Annotated in this window: 22 protein-coding genes; 13 read left to right on the top strand and 9 right to left on the bottom strand. The window is 35.0% G+C overall.

Annotation, left to right across the window (positions count from 1 at the left end; genetic code table 11):
• Positions 1–246: 246 nt before the first annotated feature.
• A complete protein-coding gene (locus BLT04_RS12570) occupies positions 247–1,005 on the bottom strand; it encodes a TIGR03915 family putative DNA repair protein (RefSeq protein WP_089756146.1) in 759 nt (252 codons plus the stop codon).
• 106 nt (positions 1,006–1,111) lie between these two features.
• Positions 1,112–2,371, bottom strand: a complete 1,260-nt coding sequence (locus tag BLT04_RS12565; RefSeq protein ID WP_089756145.1) for a putative DNA modification/repair radical SAM protein — start codon at positions 2,369–2,371, stop codon at positions 1,112–1,114.
• A 332-nt stretch (positions 2,372–2,703) separates the two neighbouring features.
• Here BLT04_RS12565 and BLT04_RS12560 point away from each other — a divergent pair, with 332 nt between their 5' ends.
• From BLT04_RS12560 to sucC, 4 genes are all read left to right on the top strand, one after another.
• On the top strand, positions 2,704–4,032 hold the full coding sequence (locus BLT04_RS12560; RefSeq protein ID WP_089756144.1) for a hydroxymethylglutaryl-CoA reductase, degradative: 1,329 nt from the start codon (positions 2,704–2,706) through the stop codon (positions 4,030–4,032).
• Positions 4,032–4,187 carry a hypothetical protein gene (locus BLT04_RS18920; RefSeq protein ID WP_170828475.1) on the top strand — a complete coding sequence of 52 codons (156 nt, stop codon included), beginning with the start codon at positions 4,032–4,034 and terminating at the stop codon, positions 4,185–4,187. The genes BLT04_RS12560 and BLT04_RS18920 overlap by 1 nt, the downstream gene beginning before the upstream one ends.
• Positions 4,184–4,570, top strand: coding sequence for a DUF423 domain-containing protein (locus BLT04_RS12555; RefSeq protein ID WP_089756143.1), 387 nt, complete (start codon positions 4,184–4,186; stop codon positions 4,568–4,570). Before BLT04_RS18920 ends, BLT04_RS12555 begins: the two co-directional genes overlap by 4 nt.
• 578 nt (positions 4,571–5,148) lie before the next feature.
• The gene (sucC, locus tag BLT04_RS12550) at positions 5,149–6,339 is read left to right on the top strand and encodes an ADP-forming succinate--CoA ligase subunit beta (protein WP_034683725.1); all 1,191 of its coding nucleotides are present in this window, start codon (positions 5,149–5,151) and stop codon (positions 6,337–6,339) included.
• A 117-nt stretch (positions 6,340–6,456) separates the two neighbouring features.
• Here the strand turns inward: sucC and BLT04_RS12545 are convergent, their stop codons facing one another.
• Positions 6,457–7,338 carry a mechanosensitive ion channel family protein gene (locus BLT04_RS12545; RefSeq protein ID WP_089756142.1) on the bottom strand — a complete coding sequence of 294 codons (882 nt, stop codon included), beginning with the start codon at positions 7,336–7,338 and terminating at the stop codon, positions 6,457–6,459.
• A gap of 99 nt (positions 7,339–7,437) precedes the next feature.
• Here BLT04_RS12545 and BLT04_RS12540 point away from each other — a divergent pair, with 99 nt between their 5' ends.
• A complete protein-coding gene (locus tag BLT04_RS12540) occupies positions 7,438–8,073 on the top strand; it encodes a peroxiredoxin (protein ID WP_089756141.1) in 636 nt (211 codons plus the stop codon).
• Between the two features lie 99 nt (positions 8,074–8,172).
• Here the strand turns inward: BLT04_RS12540 and BLT04_RS12535 are convergent, their stop codons facing one another.
• The 3 genes from BLT04_RS12535 to BLT04_RS12525 form a co-directional block, all read right to left on the bottom strand.
• Complete coding sequence (locus BLT04_RS12535; RefSeq protein WP_089756140.1) at positions 8,173–8,763, bottom strand: hypothetical protein; 591 nt, start codon at positions 8,761–8,763, stop codon at positions 8,173–8,175.
• A 162-nt stretch (positions 8,764–8,925) separates the two neighbouring features.
• The gene (locus BLT04_RS12530; RefSeq protein ID WP_089756139.1) at positions 8,926–9,441 is read right to left on the bottom strand and encodes a hypothetical protein; all 516 of its coding nucleotides are present in this window, start codon (positions 9,439–9,441) and stop codon (positions 8,926–8,928) included.
• Positions 9,442–9,534: 93 nt separating this feature from the next.
• The gene (locus tag BLT04_RS12525) at positions 9,535–11,715 is read right to left on the bottom strand and encodes a TonB-dependent siderophore receptor (RefSeq protein WP_089756138.1); all 2,181 of its coding nucleotides are present in this window, start codon (positions 11,713–11,715) and stop codon (positions 9,535–9,537) included.
• Positions 11,716–11,903: 188 nt separating this feature from the next.
• Here BLT04_RS12525 and BLT04_RS12520 point away from each other — a divergent pair, with 188 nt between their 5' ends.
• Positions 11,904–12,959 (top strand): Gfo/Idh/MocA family oxidoreductase, encoded by a 1,056-nt coding sequence (locus BLT04_RS12520; protein WP_089756137.1) that lies wholly within the window; start codon positions 11,904–11,906, stop codon positions 12,957–12,959.
• Positions 12,960–13,155: 196 nt separating this feature from the next.
• On the opposite strand, the gene BLT04_RS12515 is transcribed toward BLT04_RS12520, so the two are convergent.
• Positions 13,156–15,039 carry an ABC-F family ATP-binding cassette domain-containing protein gene (locus tag BLT04_RS12515; RefSeq protein WP_089756136.1) on the bottom strand — a complete coding sequence of 628 codons (1,884 nt, stop codon included), beginning with the start codon at positions 15,037–15,039 and terminating at the stop codon, positions 13,156–13,158.
• Between the two features lie 276 nt (positions 15,040–15,315).
• Here BLT04_RS12515 and BLT04_RS12510 point away from each other — a divergent pair, with 276 nt between their 5' ends.
• Entirely contained in the window at positions 15,316–15,834 is a 519-nt protein-coding gene (locus BLT04_RS12510) for a DUF1761 domain-containing protein (RefSeq protein ID WP_317040694.1), read from the top strand.
• 43 nt (positions 15,835–15,877) lie between these two features.
• On the top strand, positions 15,878–17,008 hold the full coding sequence (locus BLT04_RS12505; protein ID WP_089756135.1) for a peptidogalycan biosysnthesis protein: 1,131 nt from the start codon (positions 15,878–15,880) through the stop codon (positions 17,006–17,008).
• Between the two features lie 113 nt (positions 17,009–17,121).
• Here the strand turns inward: BLT04_RS12505 and BLT04_RS12500 are convergent, their stop codons facing one another.
• Entirely contained in the window at positions 17,122–17,985 is an 864-nt protein-coding gene (locus BLT04_RS12500) for a glycoside hydrolase family 25 protein (RefSeq protein WP_089756134.1), read from the bottom strand.
• A 65-nt stretch (positions 17,986–18,050) separates the two neighbouring features.
• Between BLT04_RS12500 and BLT04_RS12495 the strand changes: the two genes are divergently transcribed.
• From BLT04_RS12495 to deoC, 5 genes are all read left to right on the top strand, one after another.
• Positions 18,051–19,313, top strand: a complete 1,263-nt coding sequence (locus BLT04_RS12495) for an NAD(P)/FAD-dependent oxidoreductase (protein WP_089756133.1) — start codon at positions 18,051–18,053, stop codon at positions 19,311–19,313.
• A complete protein-coding gene (gene trmD, locus BLT04_RS12490; protein ID WP_089756132.1) occupies positions 19,310–19,981 on the top strand; it encodes a tRNA (guanosine(37)-N1)-methyltransferase TrmD in 672 nt (223 codons plus the stop codon). Before BLT04_RS12495 ends, trmD begins: the two co-directional genes overlap by 4 nt.
• 378 nt (positions 19,982–20,359) lie before the next feature.
• Positions 20,360–21,313, top strand: a complete 954-nt coding sequence (locus tag BLT04_RS12485) for an endonuclease/exonuclease/phosphatase family protein (RefSeq protein ID WP_089756131.1) — start codon at positions 20,360–20,362, stop codon at positions 21,311–21,313.
• Between the two features lie 20 nt (positions 21,314–21,333).
• Complete coding sequence (locus BLT04_RS12480; protein WP_089756130.1) at positions 21,334–21,804, top strand: Lrp/AsnC ligand binding domain-containing protein; 471 nt, start codon at positions 21,334–21,336, stop codon at positions 21,802–21,804.
• A gap of 4 nt (positions 21,805–21,808) precedes the next feature.
• The gene (gene deoC, locus BLT04_RS12475) at positions 21,809–22,552 is read left to right on the top strand and encodes a deoxyribose-phosphate aldolase (protein ID WP_089756129.1); all 744 of its coding nucleotides are present in this window, start codon (positions 21,809–21,811) and stop codon (positions 22,550–22,552) included.
• A gap of 52 nt (positions 22,553–22,604) precedes the next feature.
• On the opposite strand, the gene dusB is transcribed toward deoC, so the two are convergent.
• Positions 22,605–23,603, bottom strand: coding sequence for a tRNA dihydrouridine synthase DusB (dusB, locus tag BLT04_RS12470; protein ID WP_089756128.1), 999 nt, complete (start codon positions 23,601–23,603; stop codon positions 22,605–22,607).
• Between the last annotated feature and the right edge of the window lie 128 nt (positions 23,604–23,731).

The raw sequence follows: 23,731 nt of genomic DNA, 5'->3' as shown, positions 1-23,731 counted from the left end.
ACGGCAGTAACTTTATAAGAGTTTTGAATATAAATTATTAGAAATGTCTAAAATTTGCAGGTTTAAAATATATCTCGCACTTTTGGTTTCGGAAGCATTTGAATCTAAGAAGAAGTATTTTTCACTAAAAGGATTGGATAACAGGTGAATCGATTGAGCAGGAAGTAGAATCTTAATTGCTTAAAAAAAATATTTTCAAACATCTGTGTAAATTCGTGTGATCTGTGGTCGAAAGAAAAAAATATTCTAATTTTTCTCCGTTAAATACTTCCAATACCTTCTCGGAACATGCTGAATATGCAATTTTAAATTTTTCCTTTCCACAATATTGGTTTTCGTAAAATACCGCTGCCAAAGCGTCTGATATTGGGTTTCTTCATCATGAAACTTCTGCTGATACTGATGTAAGTCTAATTTTTCATCAGGATAAAAAAAATCACAGTTTTCCAGGTCGTAAAGAATTCCGTAGTTTCTTTTTAGGTCATAAATCATCCACTTTTGGTCTTGATAACGGTCCTTAAAATGTTTTAAAATTAATGGCGTTACATTGAAATCAGGATCAATTTTAGCAAAAAAAACATCATCTTTCATTTTTTCAAAGCGTACAAAAGCAGTCATTCTGTGTCTTTCTCTGTCAACGGATTTGCAGATTTTTGAAATCTTTAAAATGTCATTATCGGCATAATTTTGCAGGATATTTTCTTCAGGATGCTTTATGGATTGCTTTATGGCAGACAAAATGAGCTGTTCCAGTTCAGGATCTTCCGACAAGAAAACTTTTAATAGCTGATGAATGCCGGACCTGCCAATATTTTGCTCTAATTTGTTTAAAACCCTTTCCGATTTATCATTTTGAGTAATCACCTCATGAATTTCCGCGAAGATATTTTCCTGATGAAACCTCTCTTTGCTGACGATTTCCACATCCTGATAACGATATTCAAAAACTTCAAATACCGCTGTAAAAAGTCCGTCGAAACTTCCGTCGTAGAGTAGGGTGGTCATGTTGAGTTGGAGAGTTATAAGGTTTTAGAGTTGAAAAGTATATTGGTTTTTAAGTAAGAATTATTAATGAAATTGTGAAAAATATTCGTGCAATTTGTATTTAAAATTAAAAAAGTGTCAACTGCTGCGAAAATTGATTTTGAAACTTTGAAGAGCTCCCGCCAATCAACAGCTTTCTTAGATTAATATCCGTTAAATACTTTAAATAAGCATTTCCGGCATTAAAATCGATAAAATAGCGGGCACGATTTACAGCGGCACCCAATTTTTTTAAGTGATCAATATTTAACACCTGAAAGCGTCTTGCACTCACAATTTTCTTTGCCGTTTTTACACCAATTCCGGGAATTCTTAAGATCATCTGATAATCCGCAGTTTGAAGATTAACAGGGAATTGATGCAGATTTCTCAATGCCCAGCTTAATTTCGGATCAACTTCCAGGTCCAAGAAAGGCATATTCGGATCAAGGATTTCATCAGCTTTAAAACCATAAAAACGCATCAGCCAATCCGATTGATACAGGCGGTTTTCACGAAGCATCGGAACTTCAGTGGTCAAAGAAGGCAGTCTTTTATCCTCCAAAACAGGCACATAGCCGGAATAATATACTCTTTTAAGGTTAAAATTCTTATAAAAATGATCGGCAACTTTAATAATCTGTAAATCATTTTCATTCGTAGCGCCCACGATCATTTGAGTCGATTGTCCTGCAGGCGCAAACTTCGGAACTTTCCTGAAGGTCTTTTTATCATCTTTATTTTGAGCGATCCCATTTTGAATATATTTCATCGGATTAAGCATATCCTGTCGATTTTTTTCAGGCGCCAGTAATTTTAATCCGCTTTCTGTAGGAATTTCAAGATTGATTGATAATCTGTCTGCATATAAAGCTGCTTCTTCCATTAAAATGTCACTTGCCCCGGGAATGGATTTTAAATGAATATATCCGTTAAAATTCTCTTCCAGGCGTAATTTTTTCGCAACCCGCACCAAACGTTCCATCGTTGTATCTGCGTTTTTGAAAATTCCCGAACTTAAAAATAAGCCTTCAATATAATTTCTCCGGTAAAAATTTATGGTCAGATCAACAACTTCTTCAACCGTAAAAGCGGCCCTTTTAATGTCATTAGAACTTCTGGAAACGCAATAAGCACAGTCATAAATGCAGTGATTGGTCAAAAGAATTTTGAGAAGCGAAACACACCGCCCGTCTTCGGTATAGGTATGACAAATCCCGCTCGCGGAACTGTCTCCCAAAGCGCCTTTTTTGTTCTTTCTCGTTCCTCCGCTTGATGAGCATGAAACATCATATTTCGCTGCGTCAGCAAGGATCTCGAGCTTTTCTTTCAGGCGGTCAAAATTCATTTTTATTTTATTTTTTATCACAAAAGCTACAAAAGTTTTTAGCTTAAATAATTAAAGATGAAAAGTTACATGAAGAGAAATTTAAAATTTTCAAAAAGACTTAAGTGTACAGTTTTAAGATAACTTTTATAATAACTCAATGATAATAACTTTTGTGACTTTTGTGGTTTTAATTTAATTTTTTCTATTCAAATGTAGTTCCAAAATTGATAAATGTCAACCTTTTTTAATAGAAGTTACTAACAAATGAAAGAGACAAAATTACTATATTTACGGTCATTAATTTATGCGTGAAATCGCAAACTGGCGATTACATAATAAAAAATAAACCTATGAATCATAAACCGGTAGAAGGTTTTTCCAAAATCACAAAACAAGGGAAAATCGATTGGCTCGTAAGCGAATACCTTGACGGAAACGAAGAATATCAGGCTATATTAAAACAATATTGGAACGAAAATGGCGATCTTCAGAAGCTTCATGAAGAGTTTTCTGAAAACACGATCTCCAATTTTTATATGCCTTATGGAATTGCACCGAATTTCTTAATAGACGGAAAATTATTCGCTCTTCCGATGGCTGTAGAAGAAAGCTCTGTGGTTGCGGCGGCCTCTAAAGCTGCCAAATTCTGGATCGATAAAGGTGGGTTTAAAACCACCATTATCAATAATGAAAAATTAGGGCATACACACTTTATATTTAACGTTGAATCTCATAAGCTGCAGCATTTTTTTAATTTTAACTTAAAGAAAAAATTATTTGAAGCTACGGAAGATATCACCGCCAATATGAGAAAACGAGGCGGCGGGATTTTAGATATTAAACTGATCGATAAAACTTCCGAAATGCCGGATTATTATCAGCTTAAAGCAAGCTTTGATACGGTAGATTCAATGGGGGCCAATTTTATTAATTCTTGCCTTGAACAGTTCGGGAAAACATTGAAGCAGGAAGTTGCCATCAGCGAAGATTTTACAGAAGATGAAAGAAATTCTTTACAGATTGTAATGAATATCCTTTCCAATTTCACGCCGGATTGTCTTGTAAGAGCCGAAGTTTCCTGTAAAATTGATGATCTTAAAGATGACAGCGGAATTTCAAACGAAGAGTTTGCAAGAAAATTCAAGCAGGCGGTAACTATTGCAGAAATCGAACCTTTTCGTGCAACAACGCATAATAAAGGAATTATGAACGGAGTAGATGCCGTAGTAATCGCAACCGGAAACGACTTTCGTGCGACCGAAGCCTGTGCTCATGCATACGCCGCAAGGGATGGTAAATACCGTTCTTTAACCCATTGTACAACCGATAACGGGATTTTCAGATTCTGGATCGATCTTCCGATTTCTGTAGGGGTTGTAGGCGGACTGACAAATCTGCATCCTTTGGTGAAATTCTCTTTAGCATTGCTTGGGAAGCCTTCTGCGCAGGAATTAATGAGTATTTTGGCGGTTTCTGGGCTGGCTCAGAATTTTGGAGCTTTGCGTTCTCTGGTGACAACAGGGATTCAAAAAGGACACATGAAAATGCACCTGCTGAATATTTTAAACCAAATGGGCGCTACAGAAGAAGAAAAGCAACATTTTGTAACCTATTTCAAAGATAAAACGGTAACTCATCATGAGGTTATCAATGAGTTTAACAGATTAAGAGGTCAGTAATGTTTGGAATTATTGTCGCAGCTTTTATGCTGGCTTTCGGAATTTTCCTGAAACTGACTAAAAACCCGGGCTTTGCCCAAAGTAAAAAAATGGCCTGGATTTTTATAGCAATCGGAGCCGTATCATTAATATTTAAGATCGTAAATTATAAATGAAAACAATAACTTTAGTTTTTGGAGCCGTTTACGGAATGTTATCCGTGATTTTAGGGGCATTCGGGGCACATGCCTTAAAGAAAATTTTATCTGTGGAAAGGCTCGAAAGCTTCGAAACAGGCGTAAGATATCAAATGTATGCTGCATTCTTTTTATTGATTATCGGCTACATTTTAAAATTCGATACTTCATCACAAAAGTGGATTTCAATATTGATGATTGCAGGGACAATGCTGTTTTCTTTCAGTATCTACGGTCTAAGCCTGCAGGATTATTTGGGTGCAAACCTGAAATTTCTCGGCCCAATTACTCCGCTCGGAGGATTGCTGATGATCTTAAGCTGGGGAATGCTGATCCTTTATTTTGCTAAAAATAAAATATAGGAATAATGGCGCGAGCGAAGCGAGCGTCAAAACAGTTCGTATAATCAGAACTACAATAAGTATGATCATTTTTAGGGACTTTAACAGGCTTTACCTATTTCGTTCCGATACTTTTTGCGAGTCTCACAGGATATTTTCTTGCTCCGAGAATTCCCTTTATCGGTTCGTAATCTGAAAAATTAGCAGAACATTAGTTTTTTTTGCTGATTTAATATTATTTTGTATGATTTGTTGTAAATAAAATAGTATTTAATGACAAATACTATTGTTGGAAATAAAAACATTTTGTATTTGATTACAAACACTGTTGTTTTAGACAAAAGTAATTTGTATTTGATGACAAACAATAGTGTTTTAAACCTTTGTTAATTGTATTTAAGTTACAAACAGGTCTGCACAGGCGTCATATGATTTATTCTTTCCGCGCAGTTTTCTCTATTTTAAATCTTTGCTTAATTTGTAGACAGCGGAAAAAATACGAGGACATCCTTAAATTTTAAGTCAATAAACTTGAACTTCCATGTCTTTTTAGTAAATTTGTCAACCTTTAAATTTTAAAATAAAATAATAAAAATAATATGAATCTTCACGAGTATCAATCAAAAGAGATTTTATCAAAGTACGGAGTAGCAATCCAACGTGGTTTTGTGGCTAATAATGTAGACGAAGCTGTAGCTGCTGCAGAAAAACTGACTGCCGAGACCGGAGCGCAGGCTTGGGTTGTAAAGGCACAAATTCACGCAGGAGGTCGTGGTAAAGGTGGCGGTGTAAAGTTTTCTCCAAACATGGATAAGCTTAAAGAAAACGCTCAGAACATTATCGGAATGCAGTTGGTAACTCCTCAAACTTCTGCTGAAGGTAAAAAAGTAAACTCTGTTTTGGTTGCAGAAGATGTTTATTATCCGGGAGAATCTGAAACTAAAGAATTTTATGTTTCTATTCTTTTAGACAGAGCTGAAGGTAAAAATACAATCGTATATTCTACTGAAGGGGGTATGGATATTGAGCACGTTGCAGAAGTAACTCCTCATTTGATTCACAACGAATTGATCGATCCTGCTTTGGGTCTTCAGGGATTCCAGGCTAGAAAAATTGCTTTCAACCTAGGTCTTGAAGGGAATGCTTTTAAAGAATTTACAAAATTCATCACGTCTTTATATAATGCGTATGTGGGAATTGATGCTTCTCTTTTTGAGATCAACCCTGTGTTAAAAACTTCTGATAACAAAATTATCGCTGTAGATGCTAAAGTAACTTTGGATGGTAACTCATTGTTCCGTCACAAAGATCTTGAAGCATTGAGAGATACAAGAGAAGAAGATCCTATCGATGTTGAAGCTGGTGAAGCTGGTCTTAACTTTGTGAAACTAGACGGTAACGTTGCTTGTATGGTAAACGGAGCAGGTCTTGCAATGGCAACGATGGATATCATTAAATTATCCGGTGGTAATCCTGCCAACTTCCTTGACGTTGGTGGAACTGCTGATGCTCAGAGAGTGCAGACTGCTTTCGGAATCATCTTGAGAGATCCAAACGTAAAAGCTATTTTGATTAACATTTTCGGAGGTATCGTAAGATGCGACAGAGTTGCTCAGGGTGTTGTTGATGCTTACAAAGCAATGGGCAGCCTTCCGGTTCCATTGATCGTAAGATTACAAGGAACTAACGCTGTTGAAGCTAAAAAATTAATTGATGAGTCAGGTCTTCCTGTACATTCTGCAATTACTTTAGAAGAAGCTGCAAATAAAGTAAAAGAAGTTTTAGCGTAATACTAAAATTTTTATATAAATTAAAAAACCGTTTCATTATTGGAACGGTTTTTTTTTTTATTATTTGGAAAAATTTAAACTGATATCTAAAGTCTAATTTCTAATATCTGGTTTATTTTAATCGTGATTTTCGTTAATTAAACTCTCACCATTGGTAATATTAATGCTAGTCGGTGTTACCAATTGAATATTGTCTGAATCTAAACGCTGTTTGATTTTCATTAATGCTTCACTTTTTACGACCACCATATTGGCGCCGACTTTCATCCAGAATTTTGCCTGCAGATTAAATACACCCTGTTTTAAATCGGTAAAAATAACTTCAGCAGCATCTAATTTATCTACACTTTCTAAATCTTTTATCACCTGTAAAATCCCCAACTGGGCTTTATTGATATCTTCATCTGCAGGAATTTCAAAATTTAAAATAATTCTTCGCTGAGGTGAAGCCGTAATATTATAAAACGGAGCATTAAAGACAACCTGGTTCGGAATGTAGGCCTTTTTTCCGTCGTCTGTGATGAGTTTTGTAGTGAGGAAACCAATTTCCTGTACGGTCCCGGAATGTGTTCCGATCGTGATATAATCTCCCACTTTAAAGGCTTTATCAATCCCGATCAGCATTCCTGAAAATATGCTTGAAACCAAATCTTTCAACGCTACTCCGGCAATTACCCCGGCAACTCCCAGACTTCCGATGAATTTCCAAAGAAAACCACTGAAACCCATGATTTCTAAAGCAATGAATGTTCCCATCAGCATGATTAAAAATCTGAAAATACTGATTAACGTAACAAGCGAGCTTTCTTTTTTGCTTTTAGGAAAGAGCTTATGAAAGATTTTAACTGAAAATTGACTTAAATATTTACTTGTTATAAGAAAAAAGGAGAAAATTAGAACGCCGACAATTAATTTCGGGGTAAGTTCTGCAAATTTTAAATACCAGTTTTCTAACACATTGTATACAACATCAATATAACTTAACCCATTTTTCTGCATGAACTGAAATTTTTTTAATAAATATATAAAATTTTTAAACAAATATTTTGCCAGTCTCAAAAAGTCTACTAAATTTGTGGACTAATAAAACAGAATATTATGTCAATTAAACTAGGAGATACCGCGCCCAACTTTCAGGCTGAATCATCTTTAGGGGATATCGATTTTTATAATTATTTAGGAGATTCGTGGGGAATTTTATTTTCACACCCGGCAGATTATACCCCGGTTTGTACTACAGAATTGGGATATACTTCAAAGCTGAAGGATGAGTTTGAAAAAAGAGGGACAAAAGTAATTGCACTGAGTGTAGATGCTGTAGAAGATCATCAAAACTGGATTAAAGATATTAATGAAACTCAAAATACAGATGTACAATTTCCTATCATTGCTGATAAAGATAGAAAAGTTTCAGAACTGTATGATTTTATTCATCCGAATGCTTCTGTAACAGCAACGGTGCGTTCTCTTTTGATTATTGACCCCGAGAAAAAAGTAAGATTAATTATCACTTATCCCGCTTCAACAGGAAGAAATTTCAATGAGATATTGAGAGTTCTGGATTCTCTTCAATTGGTAGATTCTCATAAAGTTGCCACTCCCGTAAACTGGGAAAATGGGCAGGATGTCATTGTTCCGCCGTCAGTTTCTACGGAAGATGCCAGAAAAATATTTCCGAAAGGGGTAACTGAAATAAAACCTTATTTAAGATATACGCCTCAACCGAATACATGATTTATTTGATTTTTTATAGTTTAGTTTTAATTTGTACGAGAATCGCCCCGAAATAAATTCCGGGGCGATTTCATTTTATGAATATATATGTAAATGTGATTATTTAACCTCGTTTACCATTTGCTTAGCCTTTGAAGTAGGAATATAAATACTGAATCCTACATTAAATGTAAGGCTTGAGTTTAGGCCTTCACTACCGAATCCTGCTTGTCCTTGGTATTTTAATAATCCTTCAATACCAATATTTGGAGTAATGAAATAAGAATAACCAGGGCCAACACCGAAATCTAAACCAGTTGTAGAATCCCCGTTTTCAACAGATCTTCCTCCGATTCCAACATTACCTTCAAAAAACCATCTTCCGTGATTTAATAAATTATCAACTCCTTTTTCTCCCGGAGACAGATAATAACGTCCTAAACCACCTACACCGTAATCAAATTCTGTCGGGCTTCCGTTTGTCACTTTGCTGATCCCTAAGTTTACATAACCACCAACTGCCACGTTATCTTTGATAAAGTAAGCACCTTTTGGCTGTAGTGCGATATCATATCCACCACCGGTATTTAAACCAAAATTACTTGATAAAAGGCTGCTTCCTACCATCCAGTTACCTTGTTGAATTTGGGCGTTTGCAGTTGTTGTTAATCCGGCTACTGCAAATATTCCTGTTAAAATTAATTTTTTCATAATTTATTATTTTAATAGTTAATGCTTTATCATTTGTTAAAACTATTGGAAAACAAGAAATGTGCCACAATGCTTTACACAAGCCGATTTTTCTTTTTTGACTTAGCTGTAATATTGATTTTTATTCGTTAATTTTAACATTTTAACAAAAATTTTAAAGCATTACATTAATAATAAAATAACAGAAACTATAATACCCACCGCGGTGAATATCAATCCTCTTTTGAAAACTTTTGATTTGGGATTAAACATCCAAAAGCTGGAGATGACAAAAAAGAATAAAGCCACACCAAAAAACGTATTGAGCGGTGATAGGGCGTCTTTTGACTGGGCTTTATGAAGCTTTGTCATTTTATCTAAAACAAATGGAAGCTCTTTTTTTGTATATTTTGCCTCGCCTGTAGCAGAATTATAGGTTCCTTGCTTAAATTTCAAAATAGTACCTTCCGTTTTTTCAATTTCAAGGTTTTTAATTTTTAATTCTTTTCCTAATTCCTTTTCTGAAAGATTTTTAGAGAAGGTTTTTTCATATTTTTTTTCATTTTTCAGGAAATCGGTATCTCTGTAAATCAGCAAAATCCCGCTAATTGAATAAACACCCATAATTCCTGCCAGAAAATAGCCCAAATAACGGTGCATAATTCTCATAAAACTTCTCGTATCCTTAATCTTATCCATAAAATTATTGTTTTTGTATTAAATTTTAAAAGTGGAAACTGCAAAAATGCAATTTCCACTTTGTATGAAGAAATGATTACTATTATTAAATTTTTAAAGTTTATATGTCAACGTGAAATAATAATTTCTAGGTGTAATAGGGTTTACAGAATAATTTTCGTGAACATTGTAATTGACAACATCAAATAAATTTCCGACTTTCCCTTGAATCATGAATTTTTTCCATTCGTAGCCAACACTGAAATCTACGGTTGTATAGCCTTCCACATCGATCATTCTTGTAACCTGCGTTTGGCCTTTTGTATCATTCCAGCCCGCTTTTCTGTCTCCTGTGTAGAATGCTGTAGCTCCGATTCTAAGGCCTTTAGCAAAAGTTGTAAAGGTGTAAAAAGCGGAGGCATTTGCCGTTACGGCTGGCGTTCTTACCAGTCTTTGATCCTCTACAAAACCGTTATCCGGAGTTTTTGTATAAACTGCATTATTGTAAGAAACTCCACCAATTAAAGATAAATTAGTTAACGGATTTCCTGTAATATCCAATTCTACACCGCGGCTTCGTACCGCACCGGCATAAACCTTCAAAGTTGTATCGCTTGTACCTATTGGAGTTGTGTAAGTATTATTATTGTTGATTTGATAAACCGTTAAATTAACAGCAATTGCATTATTCCAAAGATTCTTTTTTACACCTACTTCATATTGATCTACCGTAGAAGGTTTTAGAGCAGCTCGGGTATCAAACTCGAAACCTGCATTTGGGATAAAAGAGTTCGTATAAGTTGCGAAAACTGATAAATTTTCATTTGGATTATAAATTAAACCAACTTTTGGAGACAACGCATTATCTTCTGTTTTTGCACTTGCTGCAGGAGCCTTGAAATCCGGTATAAATAGCTTATCCGAAGACTGCCCGTTTGTTAAATAAGAATAACGAAGACCTGCCAGTAATTTTACTGATTTTGTCAATTCTACGAGATCCTGAACATATACTCCTAATCTTCTTGTTGATATTCTTCTTCTATAGGTTGCATCAGCGGTAGGCATTTGTACATCATTTGTCCATGTTGACGGATCATTTAATTGTAAAATACCTGTGGCTGCAGGAGTTACTTTATAAGAAATTGCATCTGCCTGTCCGTAATCCCCGTCTGTTCCGATTAAAATTTTATGGTTGATATTGCCGGTCTTAAATTCACCATTTAAATTCACTTGTAAAGAAGTGTAATTTTGCTCGTTATAAGTTCTTCCTACAGGTCTGTTCCAGGTTGGATTAAAGTTATTTTTTGACGAATCATAAGTCCACTGAACTCTCTCTGTAGAAAAATAGTCTTTCGTATAGTTTTGATAAGATGCTACGGCATTCAAAGACCAGTTACTGTTAATTTTATGATTTAAAATAACATCTGTTGTCGCTTGCTGATTGGTTTGATATTGCCATTTGGCTCCTAAGAATTGATTTCTGCCGATTTCTGTAGCTAATCTTGAAATTCCTGTTGCGTTGTCTGTCACACTTCCGATCCCGAAATCAGGCGTAAAAGTATGGTGCAAATAATCACCTTCTACGATCAGCTGAGTATTTTCACTAAGATTGAAAAGAAAAGAAGGGTTAAAATAATTCTTTTTTGATTCCACCAAATCTCTGAAGCTTTCTGCATATTCATAAGCTCCATTTACTCTGAAAGCAATATTTTTACTTAAAGGGCCGTAAATATCAACGGTCGGTTTGTAAGAATTCCAGCTTCCAGCACTGAAGCCTACAGCTCCTCCAAAGTCAAACTTCGGTTTTTTTGTAATTAAATTTACAATTCCCCCGGGGCCAACGTTACCGTACAGCATTGCATTTGAACCTTTTAAAACTTCAACTCTTTCCAAACCAGTTACTTCCGGGAAAACTCCACTGTTGACCTTTGCCCCGTTTTTGAAAATGTTATCATTTCCGAAGGTAAAACCACGCCCTCCGAAACTATCCTGTGAGCCGCCTCTTGCAGAAGTAAGATAGATACCATTTACATTTTTAATAACATCACTCAACTGTTTTGCCTGTTGCTGCTCGATGATTTCGTGAGTAACGATCGCGATAGGCTGAGGAATTTCCATTACAGAAAGATTAGACTTTGCAGATAATGGTTTTGCCTTGTTTGGATTTCCTGTTTTGTGAAGATTCACGTCCTCAATGGTCTGAATTCTGATCGTATCAGCTTCAGAATTTTTCATCTGTGCAGAGAAAGATATTGCAGTGAACAATAATCCTAAAGTAACTAGTTGCTTTTTCATTTTTATTTGATATTATTTAGAGTGGTTTTAAATAATGCGGCAAAAGTAAGTATTTGTTTGCTTTTATTTAGAATTATTAAAAATAAATATTGTGATTTTTATCATTTTTTAGATTAAATTTTAATTTTATATAAAGTCTGGAGATTATTGATGAAACATTTTATGGATATATTTGCTAAAAAAATAATATGCAATTGGTAAAAGTTGGGCTTTGTGCCTTCGGAATGAGCGGGAAAATTTTCCATGCTCCGTTTTTAAAAGAACATCCGGGATTTTTCCTTTCTGCGATCGTGGAAAGAAGTAAGGAAGAGTCAAAAGAAAAATATTCTGATGCAACAATTTACCGGTCGGTAGAGGAGATGCTTCAAAACGCGGATATTGAATTGGTTGTGGTCAATACACCGGTTCAGACTCATTTTGAGTATGTAAAAATGGCTCTGGAAGCAGGGAAAAATGTTATCGTAGAAAAACCTTTTACCGTGAATGTTTCTCAGGCTGAAGAACTTGTAAAGCTGGCCGAGCAAAAAGGATTATTTTTAAGCGTTTATCAGAACAGAAGATTCGACAGAGATTACCTGCAGGTTCAGAAAATTATTAATGAAGGTAAATTAGGCAATATAAAAGAAGCGGAAATCCGATTTGACCGTTTTCGGACCACAGCAAGCGGAAAAGCTCACAAAGAAGATCCACAGGCTGTCGGCTCCGGTTCTCTACATGATTTAGGTTCGCATTTGGTGGATCAGGCGGTACAGTATTTTGGTTTTCCCGACAAGCTTTTTGCTGATGTATTTTCAATGAAAGGTGCAGAATTTGCCAACGATTATTTCGAAATTCTTCTCTATTATAAAAATGACTTAAGGGTAAGGTTAAAATCATCAGTTTTTACTAAAGAAGCACATTTTGCGTATAGTATTCACGGTGAAAAAGGAAGCTTTTTACAGGAAAGAACAGATAATCAGGAAAATGAATTAGCTGCCGGTGCGATTCCAACATACAGACAAGACTGGACACAGCCTTTAAAAGAAGCCGACGGAATTCTGAATTATTTAAACGAAAATTCCGAAACAGAAAGAATTCTTACATCAAGCGAACCCGGAAATTATATGAATTATTATCAGAATATTTACGAGCACATCGTTTTCGGATATTATTTGCCATCTCCCGCGGAAGAAGTGATTCAGAATATGAAGATCATTGATGCGGCCTGGGAAAGCTCTAATAACGGGAATGTTGTTAGTTTATGAGTTTTAGAGTTTTAGGGTCTTAGAGTAAGAGAGTTTGAGGGTCTTAGAGTAAGAGGGTTTAGTGTGAAAATGTTTGATAATTTCTGTCATCAGCATTAAGCTTTTTAAACCTAAATGCAACACATTAACACTCCAACCCTCAAACTCTCTTACTCTAAAACTCTAAAACTCTCTTACGCTCAAACACTCAAACTCATTATTCCTCCTGAAGCTCCAGCCATCTCATTTCGTGATTTTCCAGTTTCCCGGAAATCGCTTCCAGATCGGCAGAAAGCTTTGATATTTTTTCGTAATCTGCTTCATTATTAAGCTGATCTAAAATTTTTGCGCGCTGTATTTCAAGTTCGGGCATTTCTTTTTCAATCGTTTCCAGTTCGCGCTGCTCTTTGAAAGAAAGTTTTCTTTTTGAAGTCTGCGGTTTTGAAACCGGAGCAGGAGTGGGTGTTTCAACTTTTTGTTCAATAACAGCAGCTTTTGGATTTTTTTCTTCAAGCTTTTGATTTTCTCTGTATTCTGAGAAATTTCCGATAAAATCCCTTATTTTTCCTTCGCCTTCAAAAGCTAAAATATGGTCAACAATTCTGTCCATAAAATACCTGTCGTGAGAAACGATGATTAATGAACCCTGGAACATCTGTAAAAAAATTTCAAGAACGGTTAAAGTCGGTAGGTCAAGGTCATTTGTAGGCTCATCAAAAATTAAGAAATTCGGATTCTGATATAAAATATACATCAAATGCAGTCTTCTTTTTTCACCTCCCGAAAGTTTTGAGATCGGAGAATACTGCGTCTGATCGTCAAATAAAAACAATCTTAAAAACTGAGAAGCAGAAAGACTTTTTCCGTTGGCTAAAGGATAATATTCAGCAATTTCTTTAATAAAATCAATAACTCTTTCGTCTTCTTTATAGGTTAGCCCTTTTTGGGAAAAATAACCGAAAGAGATAGTTTCTCCTGTTTCAATCTCGCCATTATCAGCTTTTTCTAAACCTTGAATGATATTTAAAAGAGTAGATTTTCCGGCTCCGTTTTTTCCTACGATTCCTACTTTTTCACCACGTTGAAACTGATAGCTGAAATCTTTCAGTAAAAGCTTATTTCCAAAACTCTTATCAATATGTTTAAGCTCAAGAATTTTATTTCCTAACCTTTTCATTTCAAAATCCAGCTCAAGACCTTGCTTTCGGGTGTCGGTTTTGGCTACTTTTTCGGTTTCGTAGAAAGAATCGATTCTTGATTTGGATTTTGTAGTTCGCGCTTTCGGCTGTCTTCTCATCCATTCCAATTCCTTTCTGTAAAGGTTATTGGCCTTGTCGATGGTTGAGTTCATATTATCCTCACGGATCATTTTATTTTCAAGATAGGTCGCGTAGCTTCCATTATGAAAATAAAGATTCTGATCTTCCATTTCCCATATAATATCGCAAACGGCATCCAGGAAATAACGGTCGTGAGTCACCAGTAATAAGGTGATTTTTGCTTTGCTTAAATAGTTTTCAAGCCATTCCACCATTTCCACATCAAGATGGTTGGTCGGCTCATCCATAATTAATAATGTATGGCGATGCTCGGCTCTGGTTTCAGTCAGTAATTTTGCTAAGGCTACCCGTTTGATCTGCCCACCGGAAAGAGTCCCCATTTTGGCTTCCAGATCTGTTATTTTCAGCTGTGACAGGATTTGTTTCATGTCATTTTCCAGATCCCAAGCTTTATGAATTTCCATTTCTGCCAACGCTTTTTCAATGAAATCATAATCTGTGGAAAGGAGTGATTTATGATAGTTTTTCAAGGCCTGAATCGGTGCAGAATCCAAAGTCATCATAAACTCGTCAATCGTAAGATCAGAATCAAAATCAATCTCCTGGTCAAATAAAACCACCTGGATATCTTTATTAATCACTACAGTTCCGCTGTCTGCAATTTCTTTACCCATCAGAATTTTCAGAAGAGTAGATTTTCCACTGCCATTTTTGGCAACGATGGCAATTTTGTCGCCTTCATTTACATGAAAGGAGATATTTTTAAACAAAACTTTGATGCCGTAGGATTTGGTGAGATTTTCGACTGAAACGTAATTCATTGGAATATAGTAGTTTGAATTTTATTTTTGAATTGAACCACAAAAATACGAAAATGAAACTACAAAGCTTTTAAAATAAACTTACATCGATATTTAGCGGGGGTTATATTTTTAGTTTATAATAAACTTTAAAATTTAATTAATATTGAATTTTTATAATTGAAATAAGTATTTTTATTAATGTTTGTTAATTGAATTGGGCGAATTTTTATATTAAATGTATTTTATATTGTTTTTTAATGTAGATTTGATATACTTATTTTAAAAATTAAAACTATGGTGCAAATCAATTTTTGGGCTATTCTTGTAGCCGCTTTAGTTCCTTTAATTATGGGATTTATATGGTATAATCCGAAAGTTTTTGGAATTGTCTGGATGAAAGAAGCCGGATTGACAGAAGAGAAAATGCAGGGCGGAAATATGGGTTTTGTATTCGTTTTTGCCTTTATTTTGTCTCTTTTTGTTGCTTTTTTTCTTCAAATGGTTACGATACATCAGTACGGGGCCATGGGAATGATGGGAGGTGATGAGATGAACGCAAAACCATCCTATTTTGCTTTTATGAAAGATTACGGAATGGCCTACCGATCTTTTGGTCATGGGGCTTTGCACTCTTTTATCATGGGAATTTTCTTTGTGTTTCCACTGACGGCAATCAATGCTATGTTTGAAAGGAAATCCTGGAAATATACGTTTATTAATACAGCTTACTGGACGCTTACCATTACGATTATGGGCGGAATTGTTTGTGGTTGGTATGCAATTGACGGCTTTAATCTGGTGACCCCGAAATAATTAATTAAAAATCAAATGTAAAGGCTACATTTGTGGCCTTTTTATGTCTCATACATTTAAAATATATAAAACTTCCGACGGGCTTCCCGCAGGCTGGAATGAGGTGATCGGAAAACATAATATTATGTTGTCCAAAGAGTATTTTTGCGTTCTGGAGAAATCCAAACCAAACAATATGGAATGTTATTTTGCGGGATTTTTTCAGCACGATCAGTTAATTGGCGGTGCTTTATTTCAATATTTAAATTTCAAGCATCATTCTACTTTTCAAAAAGGCCGGGTTTGGTGCGGTATTCGTAATTTTTTGGCCAGAACATTCAGTAAAGACGTGATGATTCTCGGTAATAATATGCTGACCGGGCAAAACGGATTTTATTTTGATCCTTCAAAGGTCAATCCAGAGCAGGTCGTCCTCATTTTGCATGAAGCTGTAAAAGAAATTCAGAAAAAGCTGCGAAAAACATCATTAATTATTTATAAAGATTATCAAATCGGTTTTATAAAATTTTTTCAGCAAAAAAATCATCAGTCTTATTATCAGTTTTCCGTTCAACCGAATATGATGTTGGGAATAAGAGAAAATTGGAAAAGTTTTGAAGATTATTTACAGGATTTTTCAACAAAATACAGAACAAGAGCGCTTTCGGCAAGGAAAAAATTCACAGGAATCGAAAAAAGGGAATTAGATTTAAATTCCGTGAAAAAATATCAGGACGAAATGAATCTTCTCTATCAGAATGTAGCTGAAAATGCACCTTTCAATACTTTTTTTCTTACTGAAAATCATTTTGAAAGTTTAAAGGAAAATTTAAATCAAAACTTTAAGGTCTTTGGATATTTTTTAGATGAAAAATTAATTGGTTTTTATACGTTGATTGTCAATAATGAAGATATTGATACGTATTTTCTGGGGTATGATAAAAGCCTTCAGAAAGAAAAGCAATTATACTTAAATATGCTTTTGGATATGGTAGAATTTGGGATTAATCATCAGTTCAGAAGAATCATTTTCGGACGGACAGCCCTTGAAATAAAATCTACAATTGGCGCTGAGCCTGTTGAAATTTTTGGACTGATAAAGCACAATAATACATTGTTGAATCAATTTATAAATCAAATTTTTTTATCCTTAACTCCAAAAACAGAGTGGGTGCAAAGAAGGCCTTTTAAATGATTTCAAAAACGAATAACATAAATTTAATTCACAAATAATCACAAATGAAATCCACAAAAAAACCATACGCAAACATCTGTGCAAATCTTGCAATCTGTGATTAAAAACAAAAATCAATCTATCGTTAATCTTCTTAATGACCATGAACTTCCATTGTAAATATCCAGATCAACTTTGGTATTAATTCCGTAAACGATTCCTTTCTCTGTAAACTGCCAGAAATTCCAATCCGCATCAGGAGATGGAGTAGGAACATCGTTGTAATTCGCCAGCCAAAGCGGATAATCATCAAATTCACCTTTCAGAAAGTCTTTATAATAATGATAATAGGTATAAATAATTGGCTTTTCACCATAAGTTTCTTCCACGATTTTGCACCAGACTTTTAAATCTTCGATCAGTTTTTTGTTGGTTTTACGCTTCGGAATTTTTTCAATATCTAAAATTGGCGGAAGATCGCCGCTTTCTAATTTTACATTTTCCAGGAAGTTATTTGCCTGAATAACAGGATCTTCATCAGCTCTGTAAAAATGATAAGCACCGCGGATCAGGTTATGCTTTTTTGACTGTTCCCAAAATTCATCAAAATGTTTGTCGGCATTGCGGTTTCCCATTGTTGCACGCATTACGACAAATTCCAACGGAATAGTTTTATTCCCGATGCTTAAGCTGTCCCATTTTATATCTTCCCGGTTTTGATAATGAGAAATATCAAATCCGTAGGTTTTATCAAGATTATTAGACAGGATTTTTTGAATTCTCAATGTCTCCGTTTCGGAATTATGAAGTTTTTTATGAATAAATTTATTGAAGTACAAAGCATAATAATAGCTGATGGATTGTTTTAAATACAAACCTGTACCTATCAGTGCAATAACCAAAATTGCCAGCACGATTTTACGGCGGAAAAAGTAATTTTTACGTCTGTTGCTGTGGACCTTTCTGGCAGTTTTTTTGGTGTACTTCTTTTGTGGCATAAAGTTTTGCAAAACTAACTTTTTAAGGACTAAAATGCTAAATAAAATCAGTAAATTTGTATATTATGGAAACACGCGAAAAGATCATCATTATTGGAGGAGGATTTGCGGGGCTGCAGCTTGCAAAATCGTTGAATAATAAAAATAAAAAGGTAATTGTTCTCGATAGAGTAAATCACCATATGTTTCAGCCTCTTTTTTATCAGGTAGCGTGCGGGAGGATCGAGCCTTCCAATATTTCTTTTCCATTCAGGAAAATTTTTCAGCAATCGAGAAATACGCAATTCCGTTTGACGGAGGTAAAAGAAATTGATGCAGCCAATAATAAAGTCATTACCGATGAAGCGGAATTTACTTATGATAAATTGGTAATCGCGACTGGATGTAAAACTAATTTTTTCGGTAATAAAGATTTGGCAGGCAGAGCTTTCGGAATGAAAAATACCCAGGAAGCGATCGGTATCAGAAATCATGTTTTGATGACTTTTGAGAAATTAATTCTTGAAAAAAGCCGCAGCGACGACGGAAACTGGAATATCGTCATTGTAGGAAGCGGCCCCACAGGGGTAGAATTGGCAGGTGCTTTTGCAGAAATGAAAAAAGAAATTCTTCCGAGAGATTATCCTTACATGAATTTTGATCATCTTAAAATTATTCTGATAAGTTCTACAGAAAAGCCTCTTGCCGTGATGAGTCCGGAAGCTCAGCAAAAGTCTGAGCAGTATCTTAAAGATCTTGGAGTTACATTCATGAGCCAGGAATATGTGACGGAGTACGACGGTGATAAAGTTTATATGAAAAGCGGAAAAAGCATTCCTTCCAACAACGTAATCTGGGCAGCTGGAGTTACAGGAAATGTGGTTGAAGGTTTCCCCGCTGAAAAACTGAACAAAAACAGGTATATAGTAGACCGGTTTAATAAAATAAAAGGGTATGACAACATTTATGCGATCGGAGATATCGCCTATATGGAAACCCCAAAATATCCGCAGGGGCATCCTCAGGTGGCCAATGTAGCGATTAACCAGGCAAAAAATTTAGGAAAGAATTTAATTAAGAAGAATATCAACGAATGGGTGGAATATGAATACGACGACAAAGGTTCGCTCGCAACAATCGGAAAGCACAGAGCGGTTGTAGATTTACCATTCATCAAATTCCAGGGATTTCTGGCTTGGTATTTCTGGATGTTTTTACATTTAATGCTTATCTTGAGCGTAAGAAATAAACTTGCCGTGTTCTTCAACTGGATGTGGAGCTATTTTAATAAAGATTCCTCTTTACGATTAATTATTTCCCCAACTAAGAAAAACGAAACAGTACAATGAGAATTGACATTATAAGCGTGCTTCCTGAATTAATGGAAAGTCCGTTCACAACTTCTATTTTGAAAAGAGCAATGGATAAAGGCCTTGTAGAAGTACATTTTCACCAATTGAGAGATTGGGCAATCAATAAGCACAGGCAGATAGACGATGAGCCTTACGGCGGCGGTGCTGGAATGGTTATGATGGTAGAACCGTTGGACAAATGCATTTCTGAGCTTAAATCTCAAAGGGAATATGATGAAGTTATTTATCTGACACCAGACGGGATTACTTTAAATCAAAAAATCGCCAATACACTTTCTATCAAAAATAATCTGATCTTTTTATGCGGTCATTATAAAGGTATCGATCAGCGTGTGAGAGACTTACATATTACAAAAGAGATATCGATCGGCGATTACGTTCTTACCGGAGGTGAATTGGCGGCTTGCGTTTTGGCCGATTCCATCATTCGGTTGCTTCCCGGAGTTTTAAATGATGAGCAAAGTGCGCTGACAGACAGTTTTCAGGACGATCTTTTATCGCCGCCAATTTATACAAGACCAGAAGTTTATAAAGGACTTGAAGTTCCGAAAATCCTGTTAAGTGGCAATTTTGCGAAAATTGAAGACTGGCGTCATGATGAGGCGGTAAGAATAACCAAAGAAAAACGTCCCGATTTATTATAGATTTAGCGATTAAATTAATTAAATAAGAAAATTTTTTTCACATTTTGATTTACTTATTCAAAAAATGGAATAATAATTGCTATTAAAATACTTTTAATTAAAAAAATAAAAGAACAATTCCCATAAATGGGTGTTTTATACAGGTTTATTGATAAATTATATGTTATTTTAATTTTCAATTAATGAATGATATATCGGAATAGTTGAAATATTTAATCATAAATTTGTATTTTATTATTAATTTTTCTAATACTTATTGATTTTAAGAATAAAATTATATTTAATAAATCGTAAAAAAATTAATGGTATTTAAAAAAAAATAATAAATTTACACTGTGAAAGGAAAGTGTAAAATACTACAAATTGAAATGCGTGTAGATGGAGCTGTTCAGTTTTTATAATGTAGAAAATTTATTTTTGCCGGATCCTAAGCCAATTCATCAACTTGATCCTACAAAATCAGGACTGAGAAATTGGGACGAAAAGAAATATAAAAATAAGCTTTTTAAAATTTCGCACGTATTTGAGCTGATGAAGGAGCAAAATGGAGTATTACCATTTATGATAGGGCTCTCGGAAGTTTCCGGAAGGAAAGTTTTGGAAGAGTTGGTGCAGATGGAGCCTTTTAATTCGGAATACGGAATTGTACATTACAATTCTATGGATGAAAGAAAGGTAGATGTAGCAATGTTATATGATAAAAGCAAAGTAGAGGTGATAGATTCAGAAACTATTACATTTTTCTTTGAGATTATAGATAAAAACACAGAAAATTATGACACAACTAGGGATGTACTGTATTCAAAAGTAAAATATAAAGAGGAAATTATTAATGTCTTTATCGCTCACCTTCCCTCCAAGCGAGAAAAAGATGTTAATAAGCCAAAAAGAGACTTTATATTAAACGAAATTCGGGGCAGAATTTTGAAGCTTGTGAATGATAGTAAGGAACATGTGATTTTGTGTGGTGATTTTAACGAAAACCCAGATGATGAAAATTTGATTAAAATTCTCTACGACAACGACCAAATAAAGGTTTTGGAAAACCCTTTTCTGGACTTGTTTTCTGCAAGAAAATATTCTACTTTTCATTATAAGTCTGGCCTGCTTTTCGATCAGATCATATTGTCAAAATCATTATTTGACAATGATGCCAAAGCCCTGTCATTTCAGGATGCAAAGGTATTCAGCTCTGAAAAAATCAGCAGCCGGAACAGGAATTTTGAAGGCCGTCCCTTCCGAACTTATGCAGGTACACGGTATTTGGGAGGATACAGCGATCATTTTCCGGTTTTTGTGAAATTCAAAAGTGTTAATAAAAACAAAACATAAATAATAAAAAAAAGTAGAAAATGAAAAATTCAAGCAGCACAAGCTACCACTTAGACTCTATCGACAAAGAAATCATCTACATGTTGATGGATAACGCTAAAACTTCTTTAGCTCATATTTCGAAAAATGTTGGAATTTCAACAACAGCCGTTCACCAAAGAATTAAAAAACTGGAACATGCAGGCGTAATTGAGAATTCAATCTCTTTCTTAAACCCTAAAAAAATCGGTTATAAGGTAGTTTCCTACATCGGTGTATTTTTAGATCAGCCTAGTCATTATCCTGATATGGTAAAAGCATTGAAAGATATTAATGAAGTGGTTGAAGCCCATTATACAACAGGAAATTATACGATTTTCCTTAAGGTTCTTTGTAAAGATAACGACCATTTAATGCAGATTCTCAGCAAACTTCAAAAGCTAAAAGGGGTTACAAGAACGGAAACTTTCATATCTTTGGAACAAGGTATTTACAGACAACTGAAAGTATAATGATATGAACATTGCTCAATATTTGGATTCGACTTATTTGAAAACACCGCAACAAGCAGGTATTTCGGAAGAAGAAACTTTACAGAAAGATAAAGATCTTGCACAGGAAGCTATAGAGAATAATATTTTCGCGGTCATGATCCGGCCGGATTATGTGTCTGAGATCAAAAAATATCTTAAAGAAAAGAATTCAGATGTTGTTGTAGGAACTGTAATCGGTTTTCATGAAGGAACGTATTCCATTGATGAAAAGCTGGCAGAAGCCTCAAAAGCAATTCATGACGGAGCTGACGAATTAGATTTTGTTATTAATTATAATGCCTATCTGAAAGGAGAAATTAATCTGGTAAAAGAAGAATTTGTAAAGTGCACACAATTGTGTTTAGAACATCATAAAGTTGCAAAATGGATCATCGAGATCGCAGCTTTAACTGATACGCAAATTGCCGATCTTACCAAAAAAATTTCCAATTGGGCAGAAGAACATTTTTCAGAAACATATTTATCAAATATTTTTGTGAAATCTTCAACAGGCTTTTATGAAACTACCGGTGGAAAGCCTAACGGAGCAACATTTGAAGGCATAAAAATTATGCTTGATAATGCCGGAAAACTTCCTGTAAAAGCTGCAGGTGGTGTAAGAACTCCAGAAGATGCCAGGAAAATGATTAATTTAGGAGTAAAGAGAATAGGAACTTCTTCAGCATTACAATTAATAAAAGATCAATCCGTTTCGGAAGGATATTAATTATCAATAAAAATAAATAAAAAACCATCAAAGAAATTTGATGGTTTTTGCTTTATGCCTGTTGTGCTAAAAATTCTGTATAAAATTCTTGTGTTTCTTTAATTAAAGCATCCATTTCCTGTAAAGTAAATACCTCAAGGAATTTTTTTCTGAAATCTTTGAAATGAGGAACTCCACGGAAATAATTGCTGTAATGTTGTCTCATTTCGATTAACCCTAATTTTTCGCCTTTCCATTCTGCACTCCATTCTGCGTGTTGGCGAACAGCTAATAATCTGTCTTCAATGGTTGGTGCCGGAAGATGCTCTCCTGTTTTAAAGAAATGTTTGATTTCGTTAAAAATCCAGGGATAACCAATTGCTGCACGACCGATCATGATGCCGTCACAAGCGTATTTTTGCTTATAGGCTAAGGCTTTTTCGGGAGAATCAATATCACCGTTCCCGAAAATTGGAATCTCAATATTCGGATTCTGTTTAATTCTTGAAATATGTTCCCAATCCGCTTCCCCTTTGTACATCTGGCCACGGGTTCTCGCATGGATTGTTAATGCTTTAATTCCTGTTTCCTGCAGGCGTTCCGCCACTTCATCAATATTAATGGAATTGCTGTCCCAACCCAAACGGGTTTTCACGGTTACCGGCAAATGAGTGGATGTTACAACAGCTTTTGTAAGGCGAACCATCAAATCGATGTCTTTTAAAACGCCGGCGCCGGCTCCTTTACAAACCACTTTTTTTACGGGACAACCAAAATTGATATCCACCAAATCCGGCATTACGGTTTCTACAATTCTGGCAGACATGGCCATCGCTTCTTCGTCACCTCCGAAAATCTGGATTCCCACAGGTCTTTCGTAATCGAAAATATCCAGCTTTTTTCTGCTTTTTATTGCATCACGAATTAACCCTTCGGAAGAGATAAACTCCGAATACATGAGATCTGCACCATGCATTTTGCATAACCTTCTGAATGGCGGATCACTTACATCCTCCATCGGTGCAAGTAAAAGCGGGAATTCCGGCAGTTCTATGTTGCCTATTTTTATCATGGCGCAAATTTACAAAATTCTAAATTATGTATTGATAGAGATTATAATTAGTTGTTATTAGAATTTATCAATTTATATGAAAAGCTTTATTTTATTAATGTTTTGATAATTTTTAAAAGTTTAATTTG

Origin of the sequence: Chryseobacterium soldanellicola, assembly GCF_900100115.1 — a bacterium.
GTDB classification, from domain to species: Bacteria; Bacteroidota; Bacteroidia; order Flavobacteriales; family Weeksellaceae; genus Chryseobacterium; species Chryseobacterium soldanellicola.
Note: the sequence above shows the minus strand (reverse complement) of the source record. Positions and strands in the feature narration are given on the sequence as shown.